At 72.4% G+C, this 23,117-nt stretch carries 19 protein-coding genes; 9 read left to right on the top strand and 10 right to left on the bottom strand.

Features of this window, described 5'->3' with window-relative positions; genetic code table 11:
- Positions 1 to 41: 41 nt before the first annotated feature.
- From LMU33_RS11125 to LMU33_RS11115, 3 genes are all read right to left on the bottom strand, one after another.
- Entirely contained in the window at positions 42 to 2,186 is a 2,145-nt protein-coding gene (locus LMU33_RS11125) for a putative bifunctional diguanylate cyclase/phosphodiesterase (protein ID WP_228619617.1), read from the bottom strand.
- The gene (locus tag LMU33_RS11120; protein WP_228619615.1) at positions 2,183 to 2,995 is read right to left on the bottom strand and encodes an SAM-dependent methyltransferase; all 813 of its coding nucleotides are present in this window, start codon (positions 2,993 to 2,995) and stop codon (positions 2,183 to 2,185) included. Before LMU33_RS11120 ends, LMU33_RS11125 begins: the two co-directional genes overlap by 4 nt.
- Positions 2,996 to 3,253: 258 nt before the next feature.
- Positions 3,254 to 4,216, bottom strand: a complete 963-nt coding sequence (locus LMU33_RS11115) for an SCO0930 family lipoprotein (protein WP_228619613.1) — start codon at positions 4,214 to 4,216, stop codon at positions 3,254 to 3,256.
- Between the two features lie 312 nt (positions 4,217 to 4,528).
- On the opposite strand from LMU33_RS11115, the gene LMU33_RS11110 reads away from it, so the two are divergent.
- Together LMU33_RS11110 and LMU33_RS11105 are read left to right on the top strand one after the other, a co-directional pair.
- A complete protein-coding gene (locus tag LMU33_RS11110) occupies positions 4,529 to 5,086 on the top strand; it encodes a hypothetical protein (RefSeq protein WP_228619611.1) in 558 nt (185 codons plus the stop codon).
- A 33-nt stretch (positions 5,087 to 5,119) separates the two neighbouring features.
- Positions 5,120 to 5,884, top strand: a complete 765-nt coding sequence (locus LMU33_RS11105; RefSeq protein ID WP_228619610.1) for a bestrophin-like domain — start codon at positions 5,120 to 5,122, stop codon at positions 5,882 to 5,884.
- A 94-nt stretch (positions 5,885 to 5,978) separates the two neighbouring features.
- Here LMU33_RS11105 and LMU33_RS11100 read toward each other — a convergent pair whose 3' ends face one another.
- Positions 5,979 to 6,731 (bottom strand): hypothetical protein, encoded by a 753-nt coding sequence (locus LMU33_RS11100; protein ID WP_228619608.1) that lies wholly within the window; start codon positions 6,729 to 6,731, stop codon positions 5,979 to 5,981.
- A 333-nt stretch (positions 6,732 to 7,064) separates the two neighbouring features.
- Between LMU33_RS11100 and LMU33_RS11095 the strand changes: the two genes are divergently transcribed.
- The gene (locus tag LMU33_RS11095; protein ID WP_228619606.1) at positions 7,065 to 7,736 is read left to right on the top strand and encodes a class F sortase; all 672 of its coding nucleotides are present in this window, start codon (positions 7,065 to 7,067) and stop codon (positions 7,734 to 7,736) included.
- A gap of 38 nt (positions 7,737 to 7,774) precedes the next feature.
- Here the strand turns inward: LMU33_RS11095 and LMU33_RS11090 are convergent, their stop codons facing one another.
- A complete protein-coding gene (locus tag LMU33_RS11090) occupies positions 7,775 to 8,611 on the bottom strand; it encodes a polysaccharide deacetylase family protein (protein ID WP_228619605.1) in 837 nt (278 codons plus the stop codon).
- Between the two features lie 170 nt (positions 8,612 to 8,781).
- Here LMU33_RS11090 and LMU33_RS11085 point away from each other — a divergent pair, with 170 nt between their 5' ends.
- Positions 8,782 to 10,266 carry an MFS transporter gene (locus tag LMU33_RS11085; protein WP_228619603.1) on the top strand — a complete coding sequence of 495 codons (1,485 nt, stop codon included), beginning with the start codon at positions 8,782 to 8,784 and terminating at the stop codon, positions 10,264 to 10,266.
- Here LMU33_RS11085 and lysX read toward each other — a convergent pair.
- Entirely contained in the window at positions 10,211 to 13,489 is a 3,279-nt protein-coding gene (lysX, locus tag LMU33_RS11080; RefSeq protein WP_228619602.1) for a bifunctional lysylphosphatidylglycerol synthetase/lysine--tRNA ligase LysX, read from the bottom strand. The two genes, LMU33_RS11085 and lysX, sit on opposite strands and share 56 nt — an antisense overlap.
- A gap of 627 nt (positions 13,490 to 14,116) precedes the next feature.
- Between lysX and LMU33_RS11075 the strand changes: the two genes are divergently transcribed.
- Both LMU33_RS11075 and LMU33_RS11070 read left to right on the top strand, forming a co-directional pair.
- Positions 14,117 to 14,590 (top strand): universal stress protein, encoded by a 474-nt coding sequence (locus tag LMU33_RS11075; RefSeq protein ID WP_228619601.1) that lies wholly within the window; start codon positions 14,117 to 14,119, stop codon positions 14,588 to 14,590.
- A gap of 258 nt (positions 14,591 to 14,848) precedes the next feature.
- Positions 14,849 to 16,273: an amino acid permease gene (locus LMU33_RS11070; RefSeq protein ID WP_228619599.1), complete on the top strand. Its 1,425-nt coding sequence runs from the start codon at positions 14,849 to 14,851 to the stop codon at positions 16,271 to 16,273.
- On the opposite strand, the gene LMU33_RS11065 is transcribed toward LMU33_RS11070, so the two are convergent.
- Positions 16,231 to 16,482, bottom strand: a complete 252-nt coding sequence (locus LMU33_RS11065; RefSeq protein ID WP_228619598.1) for a hypothetical protein — start codon at positions 16,480 to 16,482, stop codon at positions 16,231 to 16,233. The genes LMU33_RS11070 and LMU33_RS11065 overlap by 43 nt on opposite strands.
- 182 nt (positions 16,483 to 16,664) lie before the next feature.
- On the opposite strand from LMU33_RS11065, the gene LMU33_RS11060 reads away from it, so the two are divergent.
- The 3 genes from LMU33_RS11060 (at position 16,665) to LMU33_RS11050 (ending at position 18,719) form a co-directional block, all read left to right on the top strand.
- Complete coding sequence (locus LMU33_RS11060) at positions 16,665 to 17,234, top strand: sigma-70 family RNA polymerase sigma factor (RefSeq protein ID WP_228619596.1); 570 nt, start codon at positions 16,665 to 16,667, stop codon at positions 17,232 to 17,234.
- 143 nt (positions 17,235 to 17,377) lie between these two features.
- Positions 17,378 to 17,893 (top strand): hypothetical protein, encoded by a 516-nt coding sequence (locus LMU33_RS11055; protein WP_228619594.1) that lies wholly within the window; start codon positions 17,378 to 17,380, stop codon positions 17,891 to 17,893.
- 172 nt (positions 17,894 to 18,065) lie between these two features.
- Positions 18,066 to 18,719, top strand: coding sequence for an anti-sigma factor family protein (locus LMU33_RS11050; protein ID WP_228619592.1), 654 nt, complete (start codon positions 18,066 to 18,068; stop codon positions 18,717 to 18,719).
- A 26-nt stretch (positions 18,720 to 18,745) separates the two neighbouring features.
- On the opposite strand, the gene LMU33_RS11045 is transcribed toward LMU33_RS11050, so the two are convergent.
- The 3 genes from LMU33_RS11045 to LMU33_RS11035 all read right to left on the bottom strand — a co-directional run bounded on the left by LMU33_RS11045 (position 18,746) and on the right by LMU33_RS11035 (position 23,077).
- Positions 18,746 to 19,609, bottom strand: a complete 864-nt coding sequence (locus LMU33_RS11045; protein ID WP_228619590.1) for an Fpg/Nei family DNA glycosylase — start codon at positions 19,607 to 19,609, stop codon at positions 18,746 to 18,748.
- Between the two features lie 38 nt (positions 19,610 to 19,647).
- Entirely contained in the window at positions 19,648 to 21,729 is a 2,082-nt protein-coding gene (locus tag LMU33_RS11040; RefSeq protein WP_228619589.1) for a SpoIIE family protein phosphatase, read from the bottom strand.
- Positions 21,730 to 21,814: 85 nt separating this feature from the next.
- Entirely contained in the window at positions 21,815 to 23,077 is a 1,263-nt protein-coding gene (locus tag LMU33_RS11035; protein ID WP_228619587.1) for a DUF6777 domain-containing protein, read from the bottom strand.
- Between the last annotated feature and the right edge of the window lie 40 nt (positions 23,078 to 23,117).

Below are 23,117 nucleotides of genomic sequence, written 5' to 3'. Positions count from 1 at the left end.
CCCGCGCCGTGTGGGGGGCTGCGCCCCCCACACCCCCGACATCACCCCGTTGCGTCCACCAGGGCCAGGTCGTGCAGGCGGTCCGGTGGGCCCGGGCGGGCGTAGTACCAGCCCTGGGCCGTGTCGCAGCCCAGTATCCGCAACTGTTCGGCCTGGGCGCCGGTTTCCACACCCTCGACCGTGACCGCCAGGTCGAGGCTGTGGGCGAGCGAGACGATCCCTTCGACGATCTTCAGGTCGACGGGGTCGGCGGGGAACTGCTGCATGCCCCGGGTGAAGGAACGGTCCAGTTTGAGGATGCGCACCGGCAGCCGGCGCAGGTTGGCGAGGTTGGAGTAGCCGGTGCCGAAGTCGTCCAGGGCGATGTCGACGCCCATCTCGGCCAGCCGGTGCAAGGGTTTGAGGAGGTCGTCGTCGGCGCCGATGAGCGCGGACTCGGTCACCTCCAGGCACAGGGCGTCCGGGGCGACACCCGCGCGTTCCAGGATGTCCACGGTGTCCTGGACCAGACCCGGATGGCTGAGCTGGCACGGCGACAGGTTGACGTTGATGCGCAGGGGCCCGGCGGTGGTCTCCTCGCCGTGGCGTTCTCGCCAGGCGCGGGCCTGGCGGATGGACTCCTCCAGGACCCAGCGGCCGAGCGGGACGATCAGGCCGGTGTGCTCGGCGAGCGGGATGAAGCGGTCGGGGCCGAGGACGCCGTGCTGCGGGTGCAGCCAGCGCACCAGGGCCTCGGCGCCGCGCACACTGCCGTCGCCGAGGTGGACGAGCGGCTGGTACTCGATGAAGAACTCGCCGCGTTCCAGGGCCGTGGGCAGGGCCGTCGTCAGGCCGTGCCGGGTGATCGCGCGGGCGTCCGCCTCCGGGTCGGCGAGTTCGGAACGGTTGCCGCCCGCGGACTTGGCCCGGTACATGGTGATGTCGGCGCTCCGCAGGACCTCCGCCGCCGTACGCTCGCCCGCCGGGCCCTCGACGATGCCCAGACTGCCGCGCACCAGCAGGTCACGGCCGTCGATGCTGACCGGCGTGACGAGGACGTTCATGATGCGCTCGGCGAGCTCGTCCACCTTGCGCTCGGTGCCCGGTCCGGTGGTCAGGGCCACGAACTCGTCGCCGCCGAGCCGGGCGACCATCTCCCCGGGCGCGGTCGCACAGGACTGCAGCCGGTCGGCGACCTCCACCAGCAGCCGGTCGCCGGCCGCGTGCCCGAGGCTGTCGTTGACGGTCTTGAAGCCGTCCAGGTCGAGGTAGCACAGGCCGAAGCGCTGGCCCTCCCCCGCGTTCAGCGCCTTCTCCAGGCGCTCGAAGAACAGCGAGCGGTTGGGCAGGCCGGTGAGCGCGTCGTGGGTGGCCTCGTAGCGCAGCCGGAGGTTGAGCAGGCGGCGCTCGGTGGTGTCCTCCATGAGGGCGAGCTGGTACTGCGGGTTGCCGTCGGCGTCGCGCAGCAGGGAGACCGTCAGGTTGGTCCACAGCACCGTGCCGTCGGGGCGGTTGAAGGCCTTTTCGAGGTGGTAGTGCTCGCGCTCGCCGCGGACGAGTTCGTCGTAGAGCTTCCAGGTCTGCGGCGCGTCCTCGGGGTGCACCCAGTCCTGGACGCGGCGATCGCGCAGGGCGTGGCCGGACTGCCCGAACATCCGCAGCAGCGCCTCGTTGACCTGCAGGACGTTGCCGTCGAGGTCGGCGATGCCGATCCCTATGGCGGCGCCCTCGAAGACCGCGCGGAAGCGGGCCTCGCTGGTGTGCAGCGCCTGCGCGACCACCCCCTGGGCCCTGAGCGCGGCCTGGGCGATGGACTCCTGCTCGGCGAGGGTGCGTTCGCGCAGCGCCCCGGCGTAGCCGGCGGCCATCGCGTGCTGCAGCCGCGAGGAACGCAGGCGTGCGTCGTCCTGGGGGCCGTCCCCGGCGCAGTACAGCACCAGATAGGCGTCGACGCAGTCCAGGGTCCGGGTGAGCGCCTCGGGATCGGTGCAGTGCGCGCCGACCAGGGCGGCGCCGACCGCCTTCGCACCGTCGCCGTCGAAACCGTGTGCCCGCAGCAGCTCGCTCAACCGGCGTGCGAGCGGAATGAGTTGTTCCTCGAACTCGGCGCGGGTCAGCGACGTGGAGGTCACCGGGTAGACCGCCCGGCTCCAGATCGTCGTGAACCGGCGCAGTCTGTCCTCCGGCCCGTCCGGCTCGGCGCTCACGCCGTGCGCCCCACGCCGGCGAATCCGGAGAAGGCGAACGGATCCTCGTCCTCCGGCGCCGACTCCGGCCGCCAGTGCGGCATCGGCACCAGTCCCGGTTCCACCATGTCGTACCCCTCGAAGAACCGCGCGATCTCGTCGCGCGAGCGCATGATGAGCGGATTGCGAATGTCCTTGTATACGTCCACCGCGCCCTCCGCCCGCTCGGCGGGCAGCGGGATTCCCTCGTACGAGGCATGGGTCAGGATCAGCAGGCTGCCGGGCGCGAGCGCGTCGCGCAGTTCGGCCACCGCACCGTAGGGGTCGTCCGCGTCTTCCACGAAGTGCAGTATGGCAACGAGGAGGAGGGCGACTGGGCGGTTCAGCTCGATCAGCCCGTCCACCTGGGGGCTGGAGAGGATCTCCTGGGGCTTGCGCAGGTCCGCGGCGACGACGTCCGCGGTGTCGTTTCCGGCCAGGACCGCCTGGCTGTGCGCGACGGCGACCGGGTCGTGGTCGACGTAGACCACGCGGGCGCCCGGTACGGCCGCCTGGGCCACCTCGTGGACGTTGCCGAAGGTCGGGATGCCGGAGCCTATGTCGAGGAACTGGGTGATGCCCTCCCCGGCCGCGAACCGCACGGCACGCCGCATGAACGCCCGGTTGGCCTGCATGATCTTCGGCAGGCCCGGCATGAACTCCATCGCCTTGCGGGCCGCTTCCCGGTCCACCTCGAAGTTGTGCGAGCCGCCCAGGTAGTAGTCGTAGATCCGCGAGACGCTCGGCACCGTGATGTCGATGCTCCGTGGGGCCCAGGCGGGGCGCTCCATCTATCTCTCCAAGGGTAGGCGACAGGGACAGGCGATCCGGTGTTCGAGCAGAGGCTACTGATCGCCCGGCAAAGGAGCGACCCAAACCGGAAATTGACCGTCCGTTCCCCGCCACTGCCTGCGGCAAGTGCCCGTATGGCACCGCTGTGTCATGGATTCCCGCACATACAACGGTCCGCCCCCTCCGTGCGGTGCGGAGGGGGCGGACCTTCGGTGGCGCTCCGGGCCGGGCGGGGCGATCGACCCTGGGGAGGTGATCTAGTTGCCCGGCGCGCCGACCGGCTTGCCGTCGGGCGAGACGGCGTACCAGGTGCCGCCCACGCCCTGACCGTTGGTGTCGCCGGGGGCCTTGTCCCCGGAGAAGGTGTAGATCGGCCAGCAGTTGACCGTCATCTGCTGCACACCGTCGGGACGGGTGAAGCCCATCAGACCCTTCTTCTTGACGCCCTGGGTGTCCCCGGGCTTGACGATGCCGACGGCCGGCCACTTCTGCAGGCAGGCCCCGGTGCAGTTGGAGACGGACTTCGGCCAGGCCTTGTCCTTGAGGAAGCGGTAGACCGTCATGCCGTTCTTGTCGACGACGATGTCGCCCAGCTTGGGGTCCTTGCGGACGGAGAGACCGGGCAGGGCGGCCAGGGAGGCCTTCTTGCCGTTCGGGGCCAGCGCGAACCACTTGCCGCCCACGCCCTGGCCGTTGACGTCTCCGGCGTTGACGTCCTTGGCGTAGCGGTAGGCGGGCCAGCCGCCGATGGTGAGCTGCTTGCTGCCGTCGGCGCGGGTGACCTCGCCGAGCAGCGCCTTGTCGATGCCGGCTCCGGCCGTGGCGTCGTCGGCGGGCACGGGCGGCCAGGTGGTGGCGCAGTCGCCGGCGCAGTTCGACTTGGGCGGGTTGGCGGTGTCCTTGTCGAACCGGTAGAGCGTGAGGCCGGAGCCGTCGGTCAGTACGCTGCCCAGGTCGGGGTTGGTGGCCACGGTGAGCTTGCCCGCGGGGGCGGCCGGGGTCGGCGAGCTGGAGCTCTGGTTGCCGTCGGCGCCGTAGCCGTTGCCCGATCCGGTACCGACCCCCGCACCGGTGGTCGGGCTGCCCGCGGGCGCGGTGGCCCCGACGTTCTGGGCCGCCGATGCCGGGGTGGTGCTGTTGTCCTGACCGCACGCCGTCGTCAGCGCCAGCACCGCGGCGGCTGTGGCCACCAGTGAGGCGGTCCGCCAGGAGGTCTTCATTTCCAACTCCCCATATTCGCCTGGATGTTGCAGCGCCCTGCCGCGCCGCCGCACGGCCATGGGTACGCACCGAGGGGGCCGGAGCGTTCAACGGGGAGCGGAAGTTCTTCGGGAAATTCTTTCCGCCTCCTGTGATCCGGTGCCGCACGTGCCGGCGTGCCGGGCGCGTACGGGCGTCCGCATCGCACCAATCGCGCTCTTCTTCGCGTCAAACCATTGATCGCGCTATGTCCTCCCTTCGGAGCAATCCGGGCGCACTGCGGCGTACGACCGCTTTCCGCACCCCATGATCTTGGCGTGCATGGACCCGAAGTGACCCGATGCGCAGCCGCCGCTCGGGTGTTGGCACTGGTGGCGCTGACCTGGACCCTGGTGGGCTGCCCGGTCGGCAGCGCGTCGGCCGACGCCTGCGCGTACGCCTCCACGGGCCCGGACGGCACGGTGGCGGTCGCCCGTGCCGGCGGCCACTGGCCGATTCCGCTGCCCTGTGCGACGCCCGCCCCGCCCACACCCACGCCGACTCCCAGCCCGACGCCCCCTGCGCCGCCGGAGCCGGCACCGCCGAAGCCGAAGCCGGCTCCGCGCCCGGTGCCGAAGCCGACGCCGACGCCGAAACCGAAGCCGCCGGCCCGGCCCGCCCCGGATCCGCCGCGGCCGACACCCCCTCCCACCCCCACACCTGCGCCGACGCCACCGGCCGACCCGAAGCAGAAGGCCACCCCGCTGCCCTCGGCGACGCCGGTGAGCTATCCGGCGTACCACCCGCACCACACCGCGCACCTCGCGCCCGGTCACACCACGCCGGTCACCTATGTCCTGCTCATCACCGTTCCGGCGATCGTCGCCGTCGCGGCCCTGCGCCCGCGCTGACGCGCCGGCCCGCTCACCTTCTGGAGGTATCCGTTGCCGGATTGGCTTGTTCTCGTCCTCGCGATGCTGGCGGCCTGCGCCGTGGTGGTGGTCGTCACCGTCGTACGGCACAAGCGTGCCCCCGAGGACGAGGATCCCAACGAGACCCCGGACGTCATCGAGTACATGACGATGTGGATCGGCGTCGTGTACGCCATCGTCCTGGGCCTCGCCATCGCGGGCGTGTGGGAGGCCCGCAGCTCCGCGCAGGACTATGTGCAGTCCGAGGCCCAGGCGCTGCACGAGATCTCGGAGCGGGTGCGGGTCTATCCGCCGGACGTGCGTGACAGGGTCCGCGACGATGTCAACGCCTATGTCGGCTATGTCGTGCACCACGAGTGGCGGGCCATGTCGCACGACGAGCGCGTCACCGACCGCGGCGCGCAGCTGCTGCAGAAGGTCCGCCAGGACGTCACCGACTACCAGCCGAAGAACGACTTCGAGGCGCAGGCCTACCAGCCGCTGCTGGACCAGATGACCGCCGCCGACCAGGCGCGCAACGCCCGCGCCGACTCCACCGGGGCCACCATGCCGCCGGTGGTGTGGTGGGGCCTGCTCACCGGTGCGCTGGTCACCGTCGGCATGGTGTTCGCGCTGCAGATCCGGCGCACCAGACGCGAACTGGTCCTGGCGGGGCTGTTCTCCGCGACCATCGCGTTCATGCTGTTCCTCATCTGGGACTTCGACGCCCCCTACAGCCGGGGCATCGCGGTGACCGCGGAACCCTTCATGAACATGTTCCCGGGGGTCACCGGCTAGCACCCCACCGTACGATCGCCGGCAGGCCTTCGCCCCGGATCCCCCGAGGGACCGGGGCGACTGCCGTGTCGGCGTCCGCCGGGCGACCGGGGCGTCAGGTCCGCTTCTCGTGCCGGCGGCGCAGCCAGAACGCGCCGCCCCCGACGACCGCCAAGGTCACGAGTCCGGCGCCGATGGCCATGTCGGCCGGCGTGGCGCCGGTGGATCTGCTGCCGCCCACACCGCCCTGGACGCCGCCGAGCACAGTGAACGCGGCCGGGCGGACCAGGGTCCGGCCGTCGCAGTGGATGGTGACGTCGTACCGGCCGGGCGGGGCGTCACGGTCGATCTCGGTGGTGCCGCGCGCGGTGTCGTCGTTGAAGTCGTTGAAGTCGGTGGTGGGGAAGGCACGGGAGGACATGGTGCCGCCGTGGCAGCCGTCCACGCTGACGGCGAGCCGGCCGCCGGCCGGGAGCACGCCGGGCGTGGAGACGATGTTCCGGAGGCCGCCGTCCCCATGGTCGGCGGAGTTGTCATCGCTGCCGCCGGAGTCGTCGCCGCGGCCGGAGTCGTCGGCTCGGCCGGAGTCGCTACCCCGGCCGTCGTTCCCGTTGTCCTCGCCCGGACCGGAGTCCTCCGTCCGGCCGGCCTCGCTGCCCTGCTCCCCGTTGTCGTCGAAGTTGCCGTGCCTGCTGAAGTTGCTGCGGTTGTTGTTTCCGCGGTTGTCGGCGCTTCCGTGGTTGTCGAGGTTTCGGTGGCTGCTCAGGTGGCCGCCGTTGCCCGTGCCGTCCGCGACGGCCACGGGGGCGGCGAACCCGAGCACGGCGGCCGCGGCGCACGCGGCCACCAGGGCGCTTTGGTTTCGCATGGTGATCCTCCGCGGGAGGTGCCCGGGGCCCGTCCCCGGTCGATCGGCGAGAAATCACCTCCCGGGAAGACCCTCTGGCGCGCGGAACACGCCCGCATGTCGAGAATGGTCCGTCCTGGTGAGCCAACAGGCCGCACGAAAAGCACATAATCGGATATTGCTGCAGGTCACGGAGCGTCAGAGATTTTCTGTGAACGGCAACTCGGATGGCGCACCCCAAAGGCCCGTGGGCCACCCGTTCGCCACTCGTCCCGTCGCCCGCCGCTCGTACGGGACTTAGCGTTTTCCCATGCCCGATGGCCGTGGCGAGGCCGCGTCGAGAGGGGATGGCGAATGTCTGCGTACGGGCTGTCCGAGCTCGCCGAAGAGGAGGAGCGGCGGAGGAGGCGCGCTCCGTGGGGCGTCATAGCGCTTGTTCTGCTGACCGGTCTGGCGCTCATCCGGAATGGTTCGGGTGAGTTCGACGTCGGTCCGCCGCAGCCCGCCTCGGCGGCGGCCCCGGACAGCCACGTCGGCGCCGGCACCTTCTCCACGGTTCCGATGCCGCTCGGGTTCTCGGCCGCCAACCGGGTCCGCATCCCCGCGATCCGGGTGAACGCGCCGGTCATGCCCGTCGGTCTGGACGCGGCCGGCTGGGTCGCCGCGCCGCCGCCGGACGATCCCAACCTGGCGGGCTGGTTCACCGGTGCCGTCTCCCCCGGTGAGAAGGGGACCGCCGTCGTCGTCGGGCACGTCGACAACCAACGGGGCCCCGCCGTGTTCTACGGGCTCGGGGCCCTGAAGAAGGGGAACCGGATCGAGGTCCTGCGCAAGGACGGAAAGACCGCGGTGTTCGAGACCTATGGGGTCGAGGTCTTCTCCAAGAGCGCCTTTCCGGGCGACCGCGTGTACGGCTCGAAGGGAACACCGGAACTGCGGGTCATCACCTGCGGCGGCGGTTTTTCCAGGAAGAACGGTTACGACGGGAACGTCGTCGTCTTCGCCCGTCTGGTCGCGGTGAACTGAAACCATCGCGGCCGGGCGGGCGAAGAACCGGGAATCGGTCATACGCGCCGGCGTGGCGGCACGGTCATGTGGTATCCGGAGTCGAGGAGATAGGGCAGCCATTCACGGATCGCGCGGACGGTCTGCGACCGGTCGCCCCCGGCGTCGTGGGAGAGCACCACGACGCCGGGGGCGGCGCCGCTCTCCACCCGGTCGACGATGGTGCCGGTGCCGGGCTCCGTCCAGTCGGTGGTGTCGACCGTCCAGGCCATCGGCTCCATGCCCATCTCGGCGCCCAGCTGGAACGCTGCGCGGTTCCAGGCGCCGTAGGGGGCGCGGAACCACTGCGGGCGCTCGCCGTAGGTGTTCTCGATGACGTCGCTGGTGCGCTTCATCTCGGAGCGGATCTGCTTGCGGTTGAGGGTCGTCAGCAGCGGATGCGTCCAGGTGTGGTTGCCGACGACATGGCCTTCGTCGGCCATCCGGGCCACCAGCCCCTTGTTGTCGACGACGCACTCGCCGCACACGAAGAACATGGCCCGTACGTCGTACTTGGCGAGGGTGTTGAGGATGTGCGGGGTGTAGTCCGGGTTGGGGCCGTCGTCGAAGGTCAGCATCATTCTCCGGCCACGCCCGGAGATCTGGAGGATGGGCTCCTTGCGGACCTTCAGCTGGTGCGGCGCGGCACGCGGCGGTCCGTCCCCGGTGAGCGGTTGGAGCCGGAAGGCGGAGGACTTGGGCACCTGGCGGGCCTGTGGTCCGGGAGCGGGGGCGGCGGTCCCGGCGCCGTCCTCGGCGCCAGTCGCGAGTACGGCCCCGGCGGCACCCGCCGCCCCCAGCGCGGCGGCACCGCCCAGGAGCATCCGGCGCCGTGTGAGCAACTGATCCTTCTGCATGACTCATCAGTCGCCCCACCGGACTTCGGCGCACCACAACGACACCGGTGCGGCGGCGGGAATACACCCGGACGGACCAGTTCCGGGGCCGGCGCGGAACCTGCCGCGGGCTTTTGATAGTCATTCAGTCCGCGACAATGGTCCGACAACGGGTATGGGGGAGAGCCGTGTTGACGCATGCGGGAGCGAGCGGGCTGCGCCGCGGGGGGCCGGCGGTGGTGCTGCTGGCGGCCGCGCAGGTCCTGGTCGTCTTCGACACCACCGTCTTCACGGTGGGGCTGCCGTGGATCGCAGTCCGGTCGCAGATGTCCTTCCAGGGGCTGACCTGGCTGCTGAGCGTGTACAGCGTGTGTTTCGCCGCGCTGCCGGTGCTCGCGGGGGCGCTGGGTGAGGCGATCGGGCAGCGACGCGTGCTGATGGGCGGCCTCGCCCTGTCGAGCCTCGCCGCCGTGGCGGCGGCGGTGACGGCGGACTCCGAGGTGCTGCTCGCCTCGCGGGCGGTGCAGGGCGTCGCGGCGGCGGTGATCACCGCCGGCGCGCTGGCGCTGATCGACTCCACGCATCCGGAGGGACCCGGCCGGGACCGGGCGCTGAGCGTGCATTTCGCCGTCGTCGCCTGTGCCGGACCGGCCATGCTGCTGCCCACGGCCATGCTGCTGGATGCCTCGATGCGGGGCGAGACGGTGTTCTGGCTGCAGGCCGCCGCCGGGGCCGTGCTGCTGGTGCTGACCCCGGTGGTGCTCACCGAGTCCGTGCCCCTGCCCGCGGCCGGGGCACGGGTGGGCCGTGCGGCGCTGGGCGTCGTCCCGCTGGGCTTCCTGGCATGGTTCGCCGACTGGCTGGGCGGCCACAGCGTGTCCGCGACGACGGTCGTCGTCATCGCGGTGGCGGGCGCGCTGGTGCCCTCCGCGCTGGGCCTGCTCGGCCGGGGCGAGCGGATGCCGGAGCTGTTCGCCCGGCTGGACCGGGAGCGAGCCGCGTTCGGCGGGTACACGGTGGTGGCGTTGCTGGCGTCCGGTCTCGCCGGTGTCCTGTACGCCCTCACGCTCGCCCTGCAGGTGATCGGCGGGCTGTCCGTGATGCAGGTCGGCTGGGCCCTGCTGTCCACCGTCGCCGGGGTGCTGCTGGGCTGCCTGGTCCTGCCCCGGCTGGCCGCGCGCATCGGGCTGGGTGCGGCGGTGGCCGGGGCCTGCGGGGTCGCGGCCGTCGGCTTCGTCCTGCTGAGCCGGGAGGACGCCTTCCGCTTCGCCGATGTGCTGCTGCCGCTGCTGCTGGTCGCCTTCGGCTGCGCGGTGCTCGCCCTGCCCGCCGGTTTCGCCCGCTCCGGGAGCGGTGCGCTGCCCCGGGGCCTGAACTCCTCCCGGCAGCTGGGCGCCGGCCTGGGCGTGTCACTGTTCGCCGGGATCGTCTCCGTCGCCATGCAGCGGATACCGGCGTCCGCCCCCACCGGGGACTCCTACAAGCACTACAAGGCGTTCATGACAGGGGCGGTCCGGGACTGCTTCGAGCTGGGCGTGGCGCTGTGTTCGGCCGGCGCCGTGGTCGCGCTGCTGACCCTGCCCCGGCGCCGCTTCCCGGCCCCCGCCGCGGACCCGACGCTCAGCGGCGGCGCACCAGCGGGAACGGCAGGGTCTCCCGGATCGTCAGGCCGGTGAGGAACATCACCAGCCGGTCGACGCCCAGGCCGAGGCCGCCGGTAGGGGGCATCGCGTACTCGAGGGCCTCCAGGAAGTCCTCGTCCAGCTCCATGGCCTCCGGGTCGCCGCCGGCGGCCAGCAGCGACTGCTCGGTGAGCCGCCGGCGCTGCTCGACGGGGTCGGTCAACTCCGAGTAGGCGGTGCCGAGTTCGGTGCCGAAGGCGACGAGGTCCCAGCGCTCGGCGAGCCGTGGGTCGGTGCGGTGCTGCCGGGTCAGCGGAGAGACGTCGGTCGGGAAGTCCTTGTAGAAAGTGGGGAGTTGGGTGCGCTCCTCGACGAGCCGCTCGTACATCTCCAGGACGATGTCACCGGGCCCGTCGTCGGCGGTGTACGGCACTCCGGCCCGGTCGCACAGCCGGTGCAGCCGCAGCAGTTCGGTGCCGGGGCCGATCTCCTCCCCCAGCACCTCGGAGATCGCGCCGTAGACGGTTCTGACCGGCCACTTCCCGGAGATGTCGTACTCCTGCCCGTCCTTGCGGGCCACCGGGGAGCCGAAGGCGGCGGTCGCCGCGCCCTGGATCAGCTCGCGGGTCAGGTCGAGCATGACGTCGTAGTCGGCGTACGCCTGGTAGGCCTCCAGCATGGTGAACTCGGGGTTGTGCTTGTAGGAGACGCCCTCGTTGCGGAAGGTACGGCCCAGTTCGAAGACCCTCTCCAGGCCGCCGACGCACAGGCGCTTCAGGTACAGCTCGGGGGCGATGCGCAGATAGAGATCGAGGTCGTAGGCGTTGATGTGGGTGGTGAAGGGGCGGGCGTTGGCGCCGCCGTGGATCTGCTGCAGCATCGGGGTCTCGACCTCGACATAGCCGCGGTCCAGCAGGCCCTGGCGCAGCGCCTGTACGGCGGCGGAGCGGGACCGGATCACGGTGCGGGCGGCGGGGCTGGTCGCGAGGTCGAGATAGCGGCGGCGGACTTTCGCCTCGGGGTCGGTGAGGCCGCGGCGTTTGTCGGGCAGCGGGCGCAGACACTTGCCGGTGAGCTGCCAGGAGGTGACGAAGACGGTGGGTTCGCCCCGGTCGCTGAGGCCGGTGCGGCCGGTGGCGGTGATGTGGTCGCCGATGTCGGTGCCGGCGGTGAAGCGGTCGAGGGCGGCGCCGGAGCGGTCGCGGGTGAGGGCGATCTGGTGGTCGCCGGACCAGTCGCGCAGCACGGCGAAGACGACGCCGCCGAAGTCGCGGATCAGCATGAGCCGTCCGGCGACGGTGACGTCCTCCTCGGGGGGCACATCGGCGAGGGCGTGGGTGGGGGCGGGGACGCCGACCGGGTAGGGGTCGGTGCCGCCGGCGCGCAGCCGGTCGAGCTTGTGGTGCCGGACACGGACCTGGTCGGGCAGGCCGGCGGCCGGTGCGACGGTCCCGGCCTCGCCCCCTCCGCCGAGGCCGAGCGCCGTCAGGGACGGCAGCCCTGCCGTGGTGGCGGGCGGCTGCCCGGCCTTCGGGTGCCCCTTTCCCCAGAGTTTGCGCAACGACGGTACGGAGACGAAGCCTTCGGCGATGCCGGAGGCCAGGCCGATGCGGGCGAGGGCGGCGGTGTCGCCGTAGCAGATGAACCGCGGGTACCACTCCGGGTGGTACTTGGCGTTGGAGCGGTACAGGGCCTCCAGCTGCCACCAGCGGGAGAAGAACAGCAGCAGGCGCCGCCAGAGCCTGAGGACGGGCCCGGCGCCGATGCGGGCGCCCTCCTCGAAGACGGACCGGAAGACGGCGAAGTTCAGCGAGATCCTGCGGATGCCCAGCTTGGGGGCGGCGGCGCACAGTTCGGCGACCATGAACTCCATGACCCCGTTGGGTGCGGCGCGGTCACGGCGCATCAGGTCCAGGGAGATGCCGTCGCGGCCCCAGGGCACGAAGGAGAGCAGGGCGAGGAGCCGGCCGTCCTCGCCGAGGGCCTCCACGAGCAGGCAGTCGCCGTCGGCAGGGTCGCCGAGCCGGTCCAGGGCCATGGAGAAGCCGCGCTCGGTCTCGGTGTCGCGCCAGGCGTCGGCCTTGTCGACGACCTCCTCCATCTCCCGTTCGGTGAGGGTGGCGTGCCGGCGGATGCGGCAGGTGGCGCCGGTACGGCGGACGCGGTGCACGGCCTGCCGGGTCACCCGCATGTCCCGGCCGTCCAGGTCGAAGGAGGCCACGCACACGATCGCCTCGTCGCCGAGCTGGAGGGCGCCGAGTCCGGCTCGGGCGTAGGCGCGGGCACCGTCCTCGGAGGCGCCCATCACGGCGGGCGCCCAGGCGTAGCGGCGGGCCACGTCCAGCCAGGCGGCGATGGCGTGCGGCCAGGCCTCGGGGTCGCCGACGGGATCGCCGCTGGCCAGGCAGACGCCGGCCTCGACACGGTAGGTGACGGCGGCCTTGGCGCTGGGTGAGAAGACGACGGCCTTGTCGCGGCGGGTGGCGAAGTAGCCGAGGGAGTCGCGATCGCCGTAGGCCGCGAGGAGGGCGCGGATACGGGCCTCCTCGTCGCCGTGCAGGGCGGCTTCCAGGCGCTGGGAGCGGAACAGTGCGGCGGCGGCGTTCAGCAGGGCCAGGGCGCCGAGCAGGCCGAGCACGAAGGTGACGTGGCGGGGCGGGCGGCCGGAGAAGGAGCGGCCCGAGACCAGCCCGCCGCACACCCGGTCGGCCGCCCAGGCCAGGTGCTCGTTCGCCGGGAGCGTGCCCGGGAACAGCATGACGAGCCCCCACCCCAGCAGAATCGCCACCACCAGACCGCCCACCAGCACCGCGAGCGCCCGCCAGACGGCGCCGTGGCGGGAGGCGGCGTAGAACTCCCCGCGGGCCACCACGAGCAGGAGCAGCAGCAGGCCGCACAGCACCAGGGACGGCAGCGACTCGGCGTACATGCCGAGGCCCACGCCGACCGCGTCGGTGAGGACGACCAGGCCGAGATAGACGACTACCAGCCACCAGGCGACCTTCTTGCGGGCGGCGGTGGCGCCGGCCAGCAGGAACAGGAAGACGGCGTAGGCCAGGTTGGCACTGATGGGCAGGAGCAGCAGGTCGAGGGCGTGCACGAGGGGGCGGAGCAGGCGGCGCAGCGGTTCGATGAGCGCGAGCAGGGCGCACAGCAGGCCGAGCGCGGCGAAGAGCGTCGCGAAGGCCTCGGGCATCCAGCCGAGCCGCCCGCCGGCGGGCGGGCGTATCGGGGCCGTGGGGTCCCTCCGTGCGGCGGGCTCCGCGCTGGCGGTCATGGTTCCGACTGTAGGAAGGGCTCGCGCGCCTCGCCCGTCGAGGGGCCCGGGGAGACCGACGGACTCATGCACTGGGACGCGGGGAATGCCAGGGGCGGCTCCGGGGAGACCGACGGACCCGCGCGCCGAGACACAGCGAATGCCAGGGGCAGCGCGGGGAGCACGACGTACCCGCGCGCCGAGTCACAGGGAATGCCGGGGGCGGCCCCGGGGAGACCGACGGACCCGCGCGCTGGGACGCAGGGAGGCCGGGCAGCCCCAGGAAGACCGACAGACCCGCGCGCCGAGACGCGGGAGGCCGGGCAGGGCGGGAGTCCGGCGTTCCGTGCTTCGCGGCGGCTCGGGGTGACCGCCGTCCCGTGGGCCGGAACGGGCCCGGGAGACCCGCATCCCACACGCAGGGTCGGTGGCGGGGCCCCCGCCGGCCCGGCATCCACCCGTCGAGCCGGTACCGCACGGCCGCCGGCCCCGCGCGCCGAGACCACGCCCGCGCCCTGCTGCCCGCCCCGCCCGCCGAGACCACGCCCGCGCCCTGATGCCCGCCCCCAGCACCGCACACCACCGCCCGGCACTCGCCGGGCGCCCCACGGCTCTGCAGGAACAGCGGATTCCGATAGCCTCGCGATCGTGACGGAACAGCACTCGCACACGCCCTCGCACCAGTTCGAGCGAGGTACGGACGGGCCGAAGGTCATCCTCGTCGGGGTGGACGGCTCCGACTCCTCGCTGCGTGCCGCGGCGTACGCGGGCGGGCTCGCCCGGCGGCAGCACGCGCTGCTGGCCGTGGTGTACGTGCAGCCGGTGCTGGCCGCCGGGGCGGCGCTCGGGGCGCCGGTGGCGGAGACCACCGACGAGATCGCCGAGGACCTGGTCACCTACATCCGGGAGGCGGCCGAGCGGGTCAAGGGGATATTCGAGGTGCGCTGGGAGTTCCACACCTTCCGCGGCGACCCGTACAGCGGGCTGGTGAAGGCGGCCGACGAGCTCAAGGCGGACGCGGTGATCGTGGGCGCCTCGGAGCAGGCCGGTCACCGGATCATCGGCTCGGTGGCGATCCGGCTGGTGAAGGCGGGGCGCTGGCCGGTGACGGTCGTCCCGTAGGGCCGCGCGCAAGCCCCGCGGGTCGGTCACGGCGGCGGTGACGGCCTTGCCGGCCGCTCGGCGGGGGCGCGGCCGTACTGCCGGAACTGGTCGCGCTGCGCGCCCGTCCCACCGCCCTGCTGCGGGCCCGGCCCGATCCGGCCCCGCGGCACCAGCCTGGACGCCCGCCCGGGCCATGCGTGGCGTCTTCCCTGTGCGAGGCCCCTGAGCCATCATGATCCGCCGTCAGCCGTTGCCGTCGGCGAAGAGGTGAGGCGCATGGCCAGGCTCCGCGCGGGTGAGGGGATTCTCCGCCGCAAACCCATCGAACACATCGAGGAGACCGAGGTCGGCGAGGGCACCCGGCTGGACCGCTCGCTCGGACTGTGGCAGCTCACCGCGATCGGGGTGGGCGGCATCATCGGCGCCGGCATCTTCACGCTCGCGGGCACGGTCGCCAACGGCACGGCGGGCCCGGCGGTGATGGTGTCGTTCCTGATCGCCGGTGTGGCGAGCGCCTGTGCGGCGCTGTCGTACGCCGAGTTCGCCGGACTGATCCCGAAGGCGGGATCGGCGTACACCTACGGCTATGCGGTGCTCGGCGAGTTCGCGGGCTGGTTCATCGGCTGGGACCTGCTGCTGGAGTACACCGCGATCGTGGCGGTGGTGGCGATCGGCATCTCGGGCTACTTCGGCTTCCTGGTCCAGGAGATGGGCGCGAATCTGCCGCAGTGGATGCTGGGGGCGCCGGGCACCGGGGCCGGGCACCGGGTGGACCTGTTCGCGGCGATTCTGTGCCTGCTGATCGCCTGGCTGCTGAACCGGGGGATGCGCAGCGCGGCCCGCTTCGAGACGTTCGTGGTGGCGCTGAAGGTCCTGGTGGTGCTGCTGGTGATCGGGGTGGGCGTGTTCCACATCGACTCGGCGAACTACCACCCGTTCTTCCCGTTCGGCATCGGCGGCGCCGTCACCGGCGCGGCGACCGTGTTCTTCGCGGTGTTCGGCTACGACGCCATGTCGACGGCCGCCGAGGAGTCCAAGGACGCCCAGCGGCACATGCCGAAGGCGATCATCTACTCGCTGGTGATCTCGATGGTGCTGTACGTGGCGGCCTGCCTGGTGCTGACGGGCATGCAGGACTACAAGCACATCGACCCGGAGAGCGGCTTCTCGAGCGCGTTCAAGTCGGTGGGTCTGAACGTGCTGGCCGACGTGATCGCGGTGGGCGCGATCATCGGCATCCTCACCGTGATGTTCACGTTCATGCTGGGCGTGACGCGGGTGTGGTTCTCGATGTCCAGGGACGGGCTGCTGCCGCGGTGGTTCGCCAAGACGCACCCGACGCGGCACGTGCCGACCCGGGTGACCTGGATCGTCGGTGCGGCGTCGGCGGTCATCGCCGGGTTCGTCCCGATCGGCGAGGCGGCCGAGCTGACCAACATCGGCATCCTGCTGGCGTTCGTCGTGGTGTGCACGGCGGTGATCGTGCTGCGCTACCGGGCGCCGGATCTGCCGCGGACCTTCCGTACACCGTGGATGCCGGTCGTGCCGGCGCTGGGTGTCGTCTTCTCGGTCTGGCTGATCACGTTCCTGATGTGGCAGACGTGGGTGCGGTTCGCCGTGTGGTTCGTGATCGGCTGCGTGATCTACTTCGGCTACTCCTACAGGCGCTCGGTACTGGCTGAGGTACGGCCCGCCGCATGACCGGCCGCGGGGTCGTACCGGTGCGGGACGAACCCGGCCCCGGTGACCTGCGGGCGGGCGGCCGCTCCCGGCGGGGCCGGGTGCCGGGACTGCTGTCGCTCGTGGTTCTGGCACGCGGCGGCGGCCGCGAGGACGGCGGTGAGGGCCAGCGCCACCTGTTGTCTGCGTCCGATCATCAGCTCACCCCAGGGATGTCGTATGACCGACAAGCCGTTGACGGTATATGGGTATGAATACGACTCGTCGGATAAACGGCCCGAGGGCCCTCATTAGCCCGTCCGGTGCCGCGCCGGACCGTTGACCCGACCGTTCGCCGACGGGATCGACCGCCCATCGCAGAGCCGTGCGCGCACCCTGTCCCCCGGCCGCGCCCTGCGCTGCCATAACGGCCATGACGGCCGGAACCTCACTGATCCACAAGGCGGCGGCACGGGCTCACCGGACGACGACCGCCGAGCACGAACTGGCCGCGCTCCAGCGCGAGCACGGCGGACCGCTCTTCGCCCTGCTGCTCAGGCTCTGCGACGGCGACCGGCAGCGCGCCGAGGACCTGCTCCAGGAGACCCTGGTGCGCGCCTGGCAGCATCCCGAGGCGCTGCACGCGGAGGACTTCGACTCCGTACGGCCCTGGCTGCTCACCGTCGCCCGGCGGCTCGCGATCGACGCCCGGCGGGCCCGGCAGGCCCGGCCCCGGGAGACCGGCGCCGAGATCCCGGAGAGCGCCCGGGTGACCGCCGATCACGCCGAACGGGCCGCCGCGATGCTCGATGTCCGGCAGGCTGTGAAGACACTCACGCCGGAACACCGTGACGTGCTCGTACTCGTGTACTTCCTCGGGGCCAGTGTGGCGGAAGCGGCGCAGACCCTGGGCGTTCCACCCGGTACCGTGAAGTCCCGCGCGTACTACGCGCTGCGCGCGCTGCGCCGGGTCCTTCCGGATTATGCGGCCGACCTGCACTGAAACCGGAGGCCGGGTCAAACCTCGGCAAAGCGCCTTGCTGTGGGCCCCGTTCGGGCAATGGGCTGTCCTCATCCGCGTTCCGGGCGGGCGGCCGGACCCAGGGGCCGGGCGACGCGCACGTACCGGAGGAAGGGCAGGAAGGGATGCTGCACAGAGGGCACGAGAGCACGGACGGCACCGACGGCGGTGAACTGGTCGTTCCCATGGCCTGGTTGTACGCCGAGTACATCGCCGACGAGCTGCTGCGCACCGGCGACCTGATGCCGCCGACGTCCTTCGAGTTCCGGGCCGGCCGGGACGCGCTGGCGCTGACCGTCTTCCTGTCCGACACCGACGGGGAGCTGTCCGGCATCCGGGTGATCTCCCAGCTGGAGAACTGGCTCTCCCTGACCGCCTACGACCAGCCGTGGCGGGACTGGGTGGGCGAGCGCATGGCCGAGCTGGCCGAAGGGGCCGACCGGTCCGGTACCCGCTCGCCCGACCTGGCCCTCGCCGCGGACGCCTGGCGCTGGCTGGAGGAGACCGAGCTGCTCGCGCCGGACCTGGACGCGGTGCCGGGCGGCGGAGGGCCGGCCGGCGAGGACGACGGGCCGAAGGTGTGGACACCGGCCTGGCGGCTCGGGCTGCCCCTCGGGCACCTCGCGATCCACCTGTTCTGACCCCCGCTCCGGGGCTTTCCGAAGTTTTCCGGAATCGGACCAATCCGCGGGCCGTGCCGCTCCGAATCTCTCGTCCGGGATTCTGCGGTGGCTTGAGTGATTCGGCTGTCGGCTGCGTACGGATGGGTGCACGGAGTAACCCCACCCCCACCCATCGGCACGAGGATTCGGCATGAGGTCCCTGGAAAGGCATCGCGACGTCGGCGCTTACGCGCTCGGCGTGCTGGACGAGGCGGAGGCCTTCCGCTTCGAGGACCACCTCATGGAGTGCCCTCAGTGCGCGGCACAGGTGACCGAATTCGGTCCCGCCACACGGCAGTTGATGCTGTACCGCCGGGCCACGCCGCGTTTTGTGCACCCCATGGCACAGCCCGGTACCCCGCTGCTGGACCGGCTGCTCGGCGAGGTCGCGCACCGGCACCGGGCGCGCCGCCGGCGCTTTCTGTACGGCCTGGCCGCCTCCGTGGTGCTGGCCGTGGCCGGTCCCGGGATCGTCGCCTTCACCGGCCATGAACAGCGGGCCGCGCACGTCACCGCGGCGACCGATCCGAGCACCGGGGTGTGGGCCGAGGTCACCGCCGACGACGGGGACACGGGCAGCCGGCTGATGCTGAAGGTGAAGGACGGCACCGGCCCGCACGCCTGCCGGCTCGTCGTCGTGGGCCGCGACGGCACCGAAGAGGTCGCCGGCACCTGGATGGAGCCCGGCCACGCCACCGGCACCTTCACCACGCTCGGCTCCTCCACGATGCACCCCGACGAGATCGCCCACTACGACGTGCGCACGACGGACGGGCAGCACCTGGTGTCCGTCGACGCGCCCTAGTCACGCCGCATCGCGGTCGCCGGGCCTCATTTCAGCAACCGGGACAGTCTGCGGTCCGCCAGGGGCTTGCCGCCCGTCTGGCAGGTGGGGCAGTACTGCAGCGAGGAGTCGCTGAAGGAGACCTCACGGATGGTGTCGCCGCACACCGGGCAGGGCTCGCCGGTCCGGCCGTGGACGCGCAGGCCGCTCTTCTTCTCTGCCTTCAGCCGTCCGGCGGCGAGGCCGCGGGAGCGGTCGACCGCCTCGGTGAGCGTCGAGCGCAGCGCCTCGTAGAGCCGGTGGGTCTCCTCCGGGGTCAGGGAGGCGGCGAGCTTGAACGGGGACATCTTCGCGGCGTGCAGGATCTCGTCGCTGTAGGCGTTGCCGACGCCGGCGATCAGGGACTGGTCGCGCAGGGCGCCCTTCAGCCGGCGTCTCTCGTCCTTCAGGAGGGCGGCGAGGCGTTCCTCGTCGAAGCCGGCGGCGAGCGGATCGGGGCCGAGCCGGGCGATGCCCTCGACCTGCTGCGGATCGCGGACGACGTACACCGCGAGGCGTTTCTGGGTGCCGGCCTCGGTGAGGTCGAAGCCCTCGCCGGTCTCCAGTGCCACGCGCAGCGCGAGCGGGCCCTTGCCCGGCTTCGGCGGGCCGTCCGGCAGCCGGTCCTTCCACTGCAGCCAGCCGGCGCGGGCCAGGTGGGTCACCAGGTGCAGCCCGCTGTCCGCCGCCAGGTCCAGGAACTTGCCGTGCCGGTGCACGGCCGTCACCTCGCCGCCCTCGAAGGCGGTGACGGGAGGGTCGTACGTCTTCAGGACGCTGACGGCGACCGGCAGCACCCGCACCACCCGGCGGCCGACCAGGTGCTCGGTGAGGAAGTCCTTCAGCGCTTCTACCTCGGGCAGTTCCGGCATGGGTCCAGAGTGCCATCCGGCACCGACAATGCCGCGCTTCAGCCGCCCCGGCGGAACTCGCACCACACCGCCTTGCCGCCGCCGCGCGCCTCCACGCCCCACTCGTCGGCGAGCATGTCCACCAGCAGCAGACCCCGGCCGGAGACGCCGTCCTCTCCCGCCTCGCGGCGGCGCGGCAGGGCGCTGGAGGAGTCCTCGACCTCGATGCGCAGTCTGCGGTGACCGCCGTCGAGGGCCCGCAGGGTCACGATCGCGGAGCCCTCGGTGTGCATCAGCGCGTTGGTCATCAGCTCGTCGGCGACCAGTTCGATCTCGTCGGCGCGGTCGCGGTAGCCCCAGGAGCGGACCGCTGCGCGGATCAGGTGCCGGGCCTGGCTGAGCGCCGCCGGGTCGCCGGGTGCCACGTGCTGCTGGAGCCGGCCGCCGGCGGGCGGGGCCTCCGGGGCCCGCCGGCGCAGCAGGAGCAGCGCCACGTCGTCGTCGCCGCCCCGCTCCTCGGCCAGCAGGATCAGCCGGTCGGCGAGCGCACGCACGTCCTCGGGGCCGGCCGCGACGAGCTCCGAGAGACCTCGCATGCCGTCGTCGAGGTCGGCGCCGGGCTTCTCGACGAGCCCGTCGGTGCACAGCAGCAGGGTGTGGCCGGGGTCGAGTTCGAGGGTGGAGACGGGGTACTCCAGCCGGCCGAACTCGGCGGACAGCCCGAGCGGCAGCCCGCCCTCGACCGGCACCCGGTGGCAGCTGCCGTCGCCGTGCCGGATCAGCGGGTCGATGTGCCCGGCGCGGACCGCCTGCACGACTCCGGTGGACAGGTCGGCCTCGGCGTACAGGCAGGTGGCGAAGCGGTCGGTGTCGAGTTCGTGCAGGAAGACGGAGGCGCGGGCCATCACGGCGGCCGGGGTGTGTCCCTCCGCGGCGTAGGCGCGCAGCACGATCCGCAGCTGGCCCATGACGGCCGCCGCGTGGGTGTCGTGGCCCTGGACGTCGCCGATGACCGCGCCGACCCGGCCGCCGGGCAGCGGGATCAGGTCGTACCAGTCGCCGCCGATGTCCCGGCCGAGGGCGCCCGAGGCGGTGCCGGCGCGGTAGCGGACGGCGACGTCGGCGCCGCGGACGCTGGGGATGGTGCGGGGCAGCATGGCCTGCTGCAGGCCCTGGGCGAGGTCCTTCTCCTGCTCGTAGAGCATGGCGCGCTGCAGGCTCTGTGCGACGGTGCTGCCGAGCGCGACCAGGACGGCGCGTTCCTCGGTGGAGAAGCCGCGCCGGTCGCTGTAGAGCAGTCCCATCGCGCCGACCGGGCGGGCCTGGGCGATCAGCGGCAGATAGGCGGCCGAGGTGATGTGCAGGTCGGTGATGTGCGGCCAGAGGATCGGATAGCCCTCGGCGAACTCCTCCGGGGACTCGATGAACCGTGGCAGGAGCGTCCGGACGACCTCGCTCATCGGGTACGGCTCGTCGATCCGGGTGATCCGGGTGCCCGGGACGGACGCTTCGACGGGCCCCTCCGCGACCAGCCGGATGCGTCCGGCCTCCACCAGCCCCATGACCAGGCTGGCCGCGCCGAGATGGCGGATGCCGCGGGTGTCCTTGAGGGCGTCGATGACGTCCTGGACGCTGCGGGCGTGGGCGAGGGCGGCGGAGACGGCCTGGACGACGTTGGTCTGCTGGCGGAACGCCTCGTCCTGGGCGGCCCGCAGGCTGCGCACCTCGCTCTCGGCGAGTTCCTCGGTGGCGTCGCGGACGATGCCGACGACCCGGCGCGGGCGGCCGGTGTCGTCCCGGCGGATGTAGCCCTGGGTGTGGGTCCAGCGGAGCCTGCCGTCACGGCAGCGGATGCGGAAGTAGCCCCCGTAGTTCTCGCTGCCGTCCTTGATGGCCTGGGCGACCATGGCATCTATTCGGGCCACCTCGGGCTGCGGCACCCGGGCGTACAGGGACTCGGGGTGTCCGTCGTACTCCCCGGGCAGCAGGTCGAACACCTCGTGGGCCTGGGCGTCCATGTGGAACAGGCCCGTGTCCAGGTCCCAGTCGAAGCTGCCCATGCGGTTGAGCGCCAGGATCGGATCCGGGTGGGCGGGCCAGTCCTCCGGGAGTGACACGGCACTCGCTCCCCGAACTGCCATGGGCCCACCTTGCCAGGATTCGTCCAATTCTTCGACCTGTTTCTGCGGCCGGCTCCCGGGCGTGGGCGGCCGGTGCAGGAGGGGCTCAGCCGCCGGGGAGGTCGGCGGACGGGTCCGCCGCCGTCGGGCGAGCCGGGGGTGTCGGGGACGCCCGGTGAGCCGGTCCCGTCTCGCCCGGCGGGCCGATCCCGTCCGGCGGGCCCGAGGCGTCGGGCACGCCCGGCGGGCCGATCCCGTCCGGCGGGCCCGAGGCGTCGGGCCCGCCCGGCGGGCCGATCCCGAAGGGCGGGCCGGTCCCGTAGGGCGGGTCGGGGCTGCCGGGGGCTTGCGGAACGGGACCGCCGGAGGGCGAGGTCCGCGGGCCGGCCGTACCGGCGGCCGGGGTGCTCTGTCCGGTCGGGGTGGCGGCCGTGGGCGGAGGGGTTCCCGGCCGGCTGTGCCGTGGACCGGGTGCGGTGGGGTACGGCGGTGCGGTCAACGGGGAGACGGTGTCGGCCGGGTCGCGGCCGCCGTCGGGCGTCGCGGTGGCCCAGGCGGGCGGGGGTACGACCCGGTCGTGGCGTACGTCGGAACCGACGCGGCGTTCGATCCAGGTGCGGGTCTCGGCGTTGACGATCGTGATGCTGGTGACCGCCCGGGGTGCCGGTGTCACCGCGATCACCCGCACCGGACGGTAGCCGGACCAGGCGCTGCCACGCGCCCCGAAGCCGCCGCCGTGGGCCGGCGCGGGTGACCCGAGCGGGTTGCCGCAGGCGCAGCGCAGGCGGGGCATTCCTCGGTTGTCGACGAGGATCGGGGTGCCGGCCTGGAGGACGGCCTGGTAACCGACGACGTTTCCTTGGCGGTAGCCGCGGTCGGTGACCCGGGTGTCGGCGCGCAGCACGACGGGGGTCAGGCCGCGCAGATAGCCGGGCAGGCCGCTCGTGGAGACACCGGCCGCGTGGGCGAAGGCGTCGGCCTTGGCCCGGTCCGCCGTCAGATACCGGATCTGCCGTTCGACGTCGCAGCCGGCGACGCGTGCGGTACCGCCGTAGAGGCCGGGGGTCGCGCCGGACAGGACGCGCATGGCGCCCAGGGGCACGACGACCAGCCCGGCGGGCAGCGCCGGCGGGGAGGACCCGGCGACGGGCGGTCCGGTGGCGGGGGAATCGGCGCTTCCCGCGCCGGACGTCACCGGCGCGAGGACCGTGGACCCGGTGAACGGGTCGGGTCCCTGGACCGCGGCGGGCAGGAGATAGACCTCCTCGGCCATCCGGGCTTCCCTGACGCCGGGGCGGGCGCAGCCGGCGACGAGGAGCGCCATCGAGAGGGCGCAGGCCATGGCAATGGATCCGAGGGGTATCCGCACCGTACACTCCGCATCACTGTGGGTGATTTCACCCCATTGT

Source organism: Streptomyces barringtoniae (genome assembly GCF_020819595.1).
GTDB lineage: Bacteria > Actinomycetota > Actinomycetes > Streptomycetales > Streptomycetaceae > Streptomyces > Streptomyces barringtoniae.
Note: the sequence above shows the minus strand (reverse complement) of the source record. Positions and strands in the feature narration are given on the sequence as shown.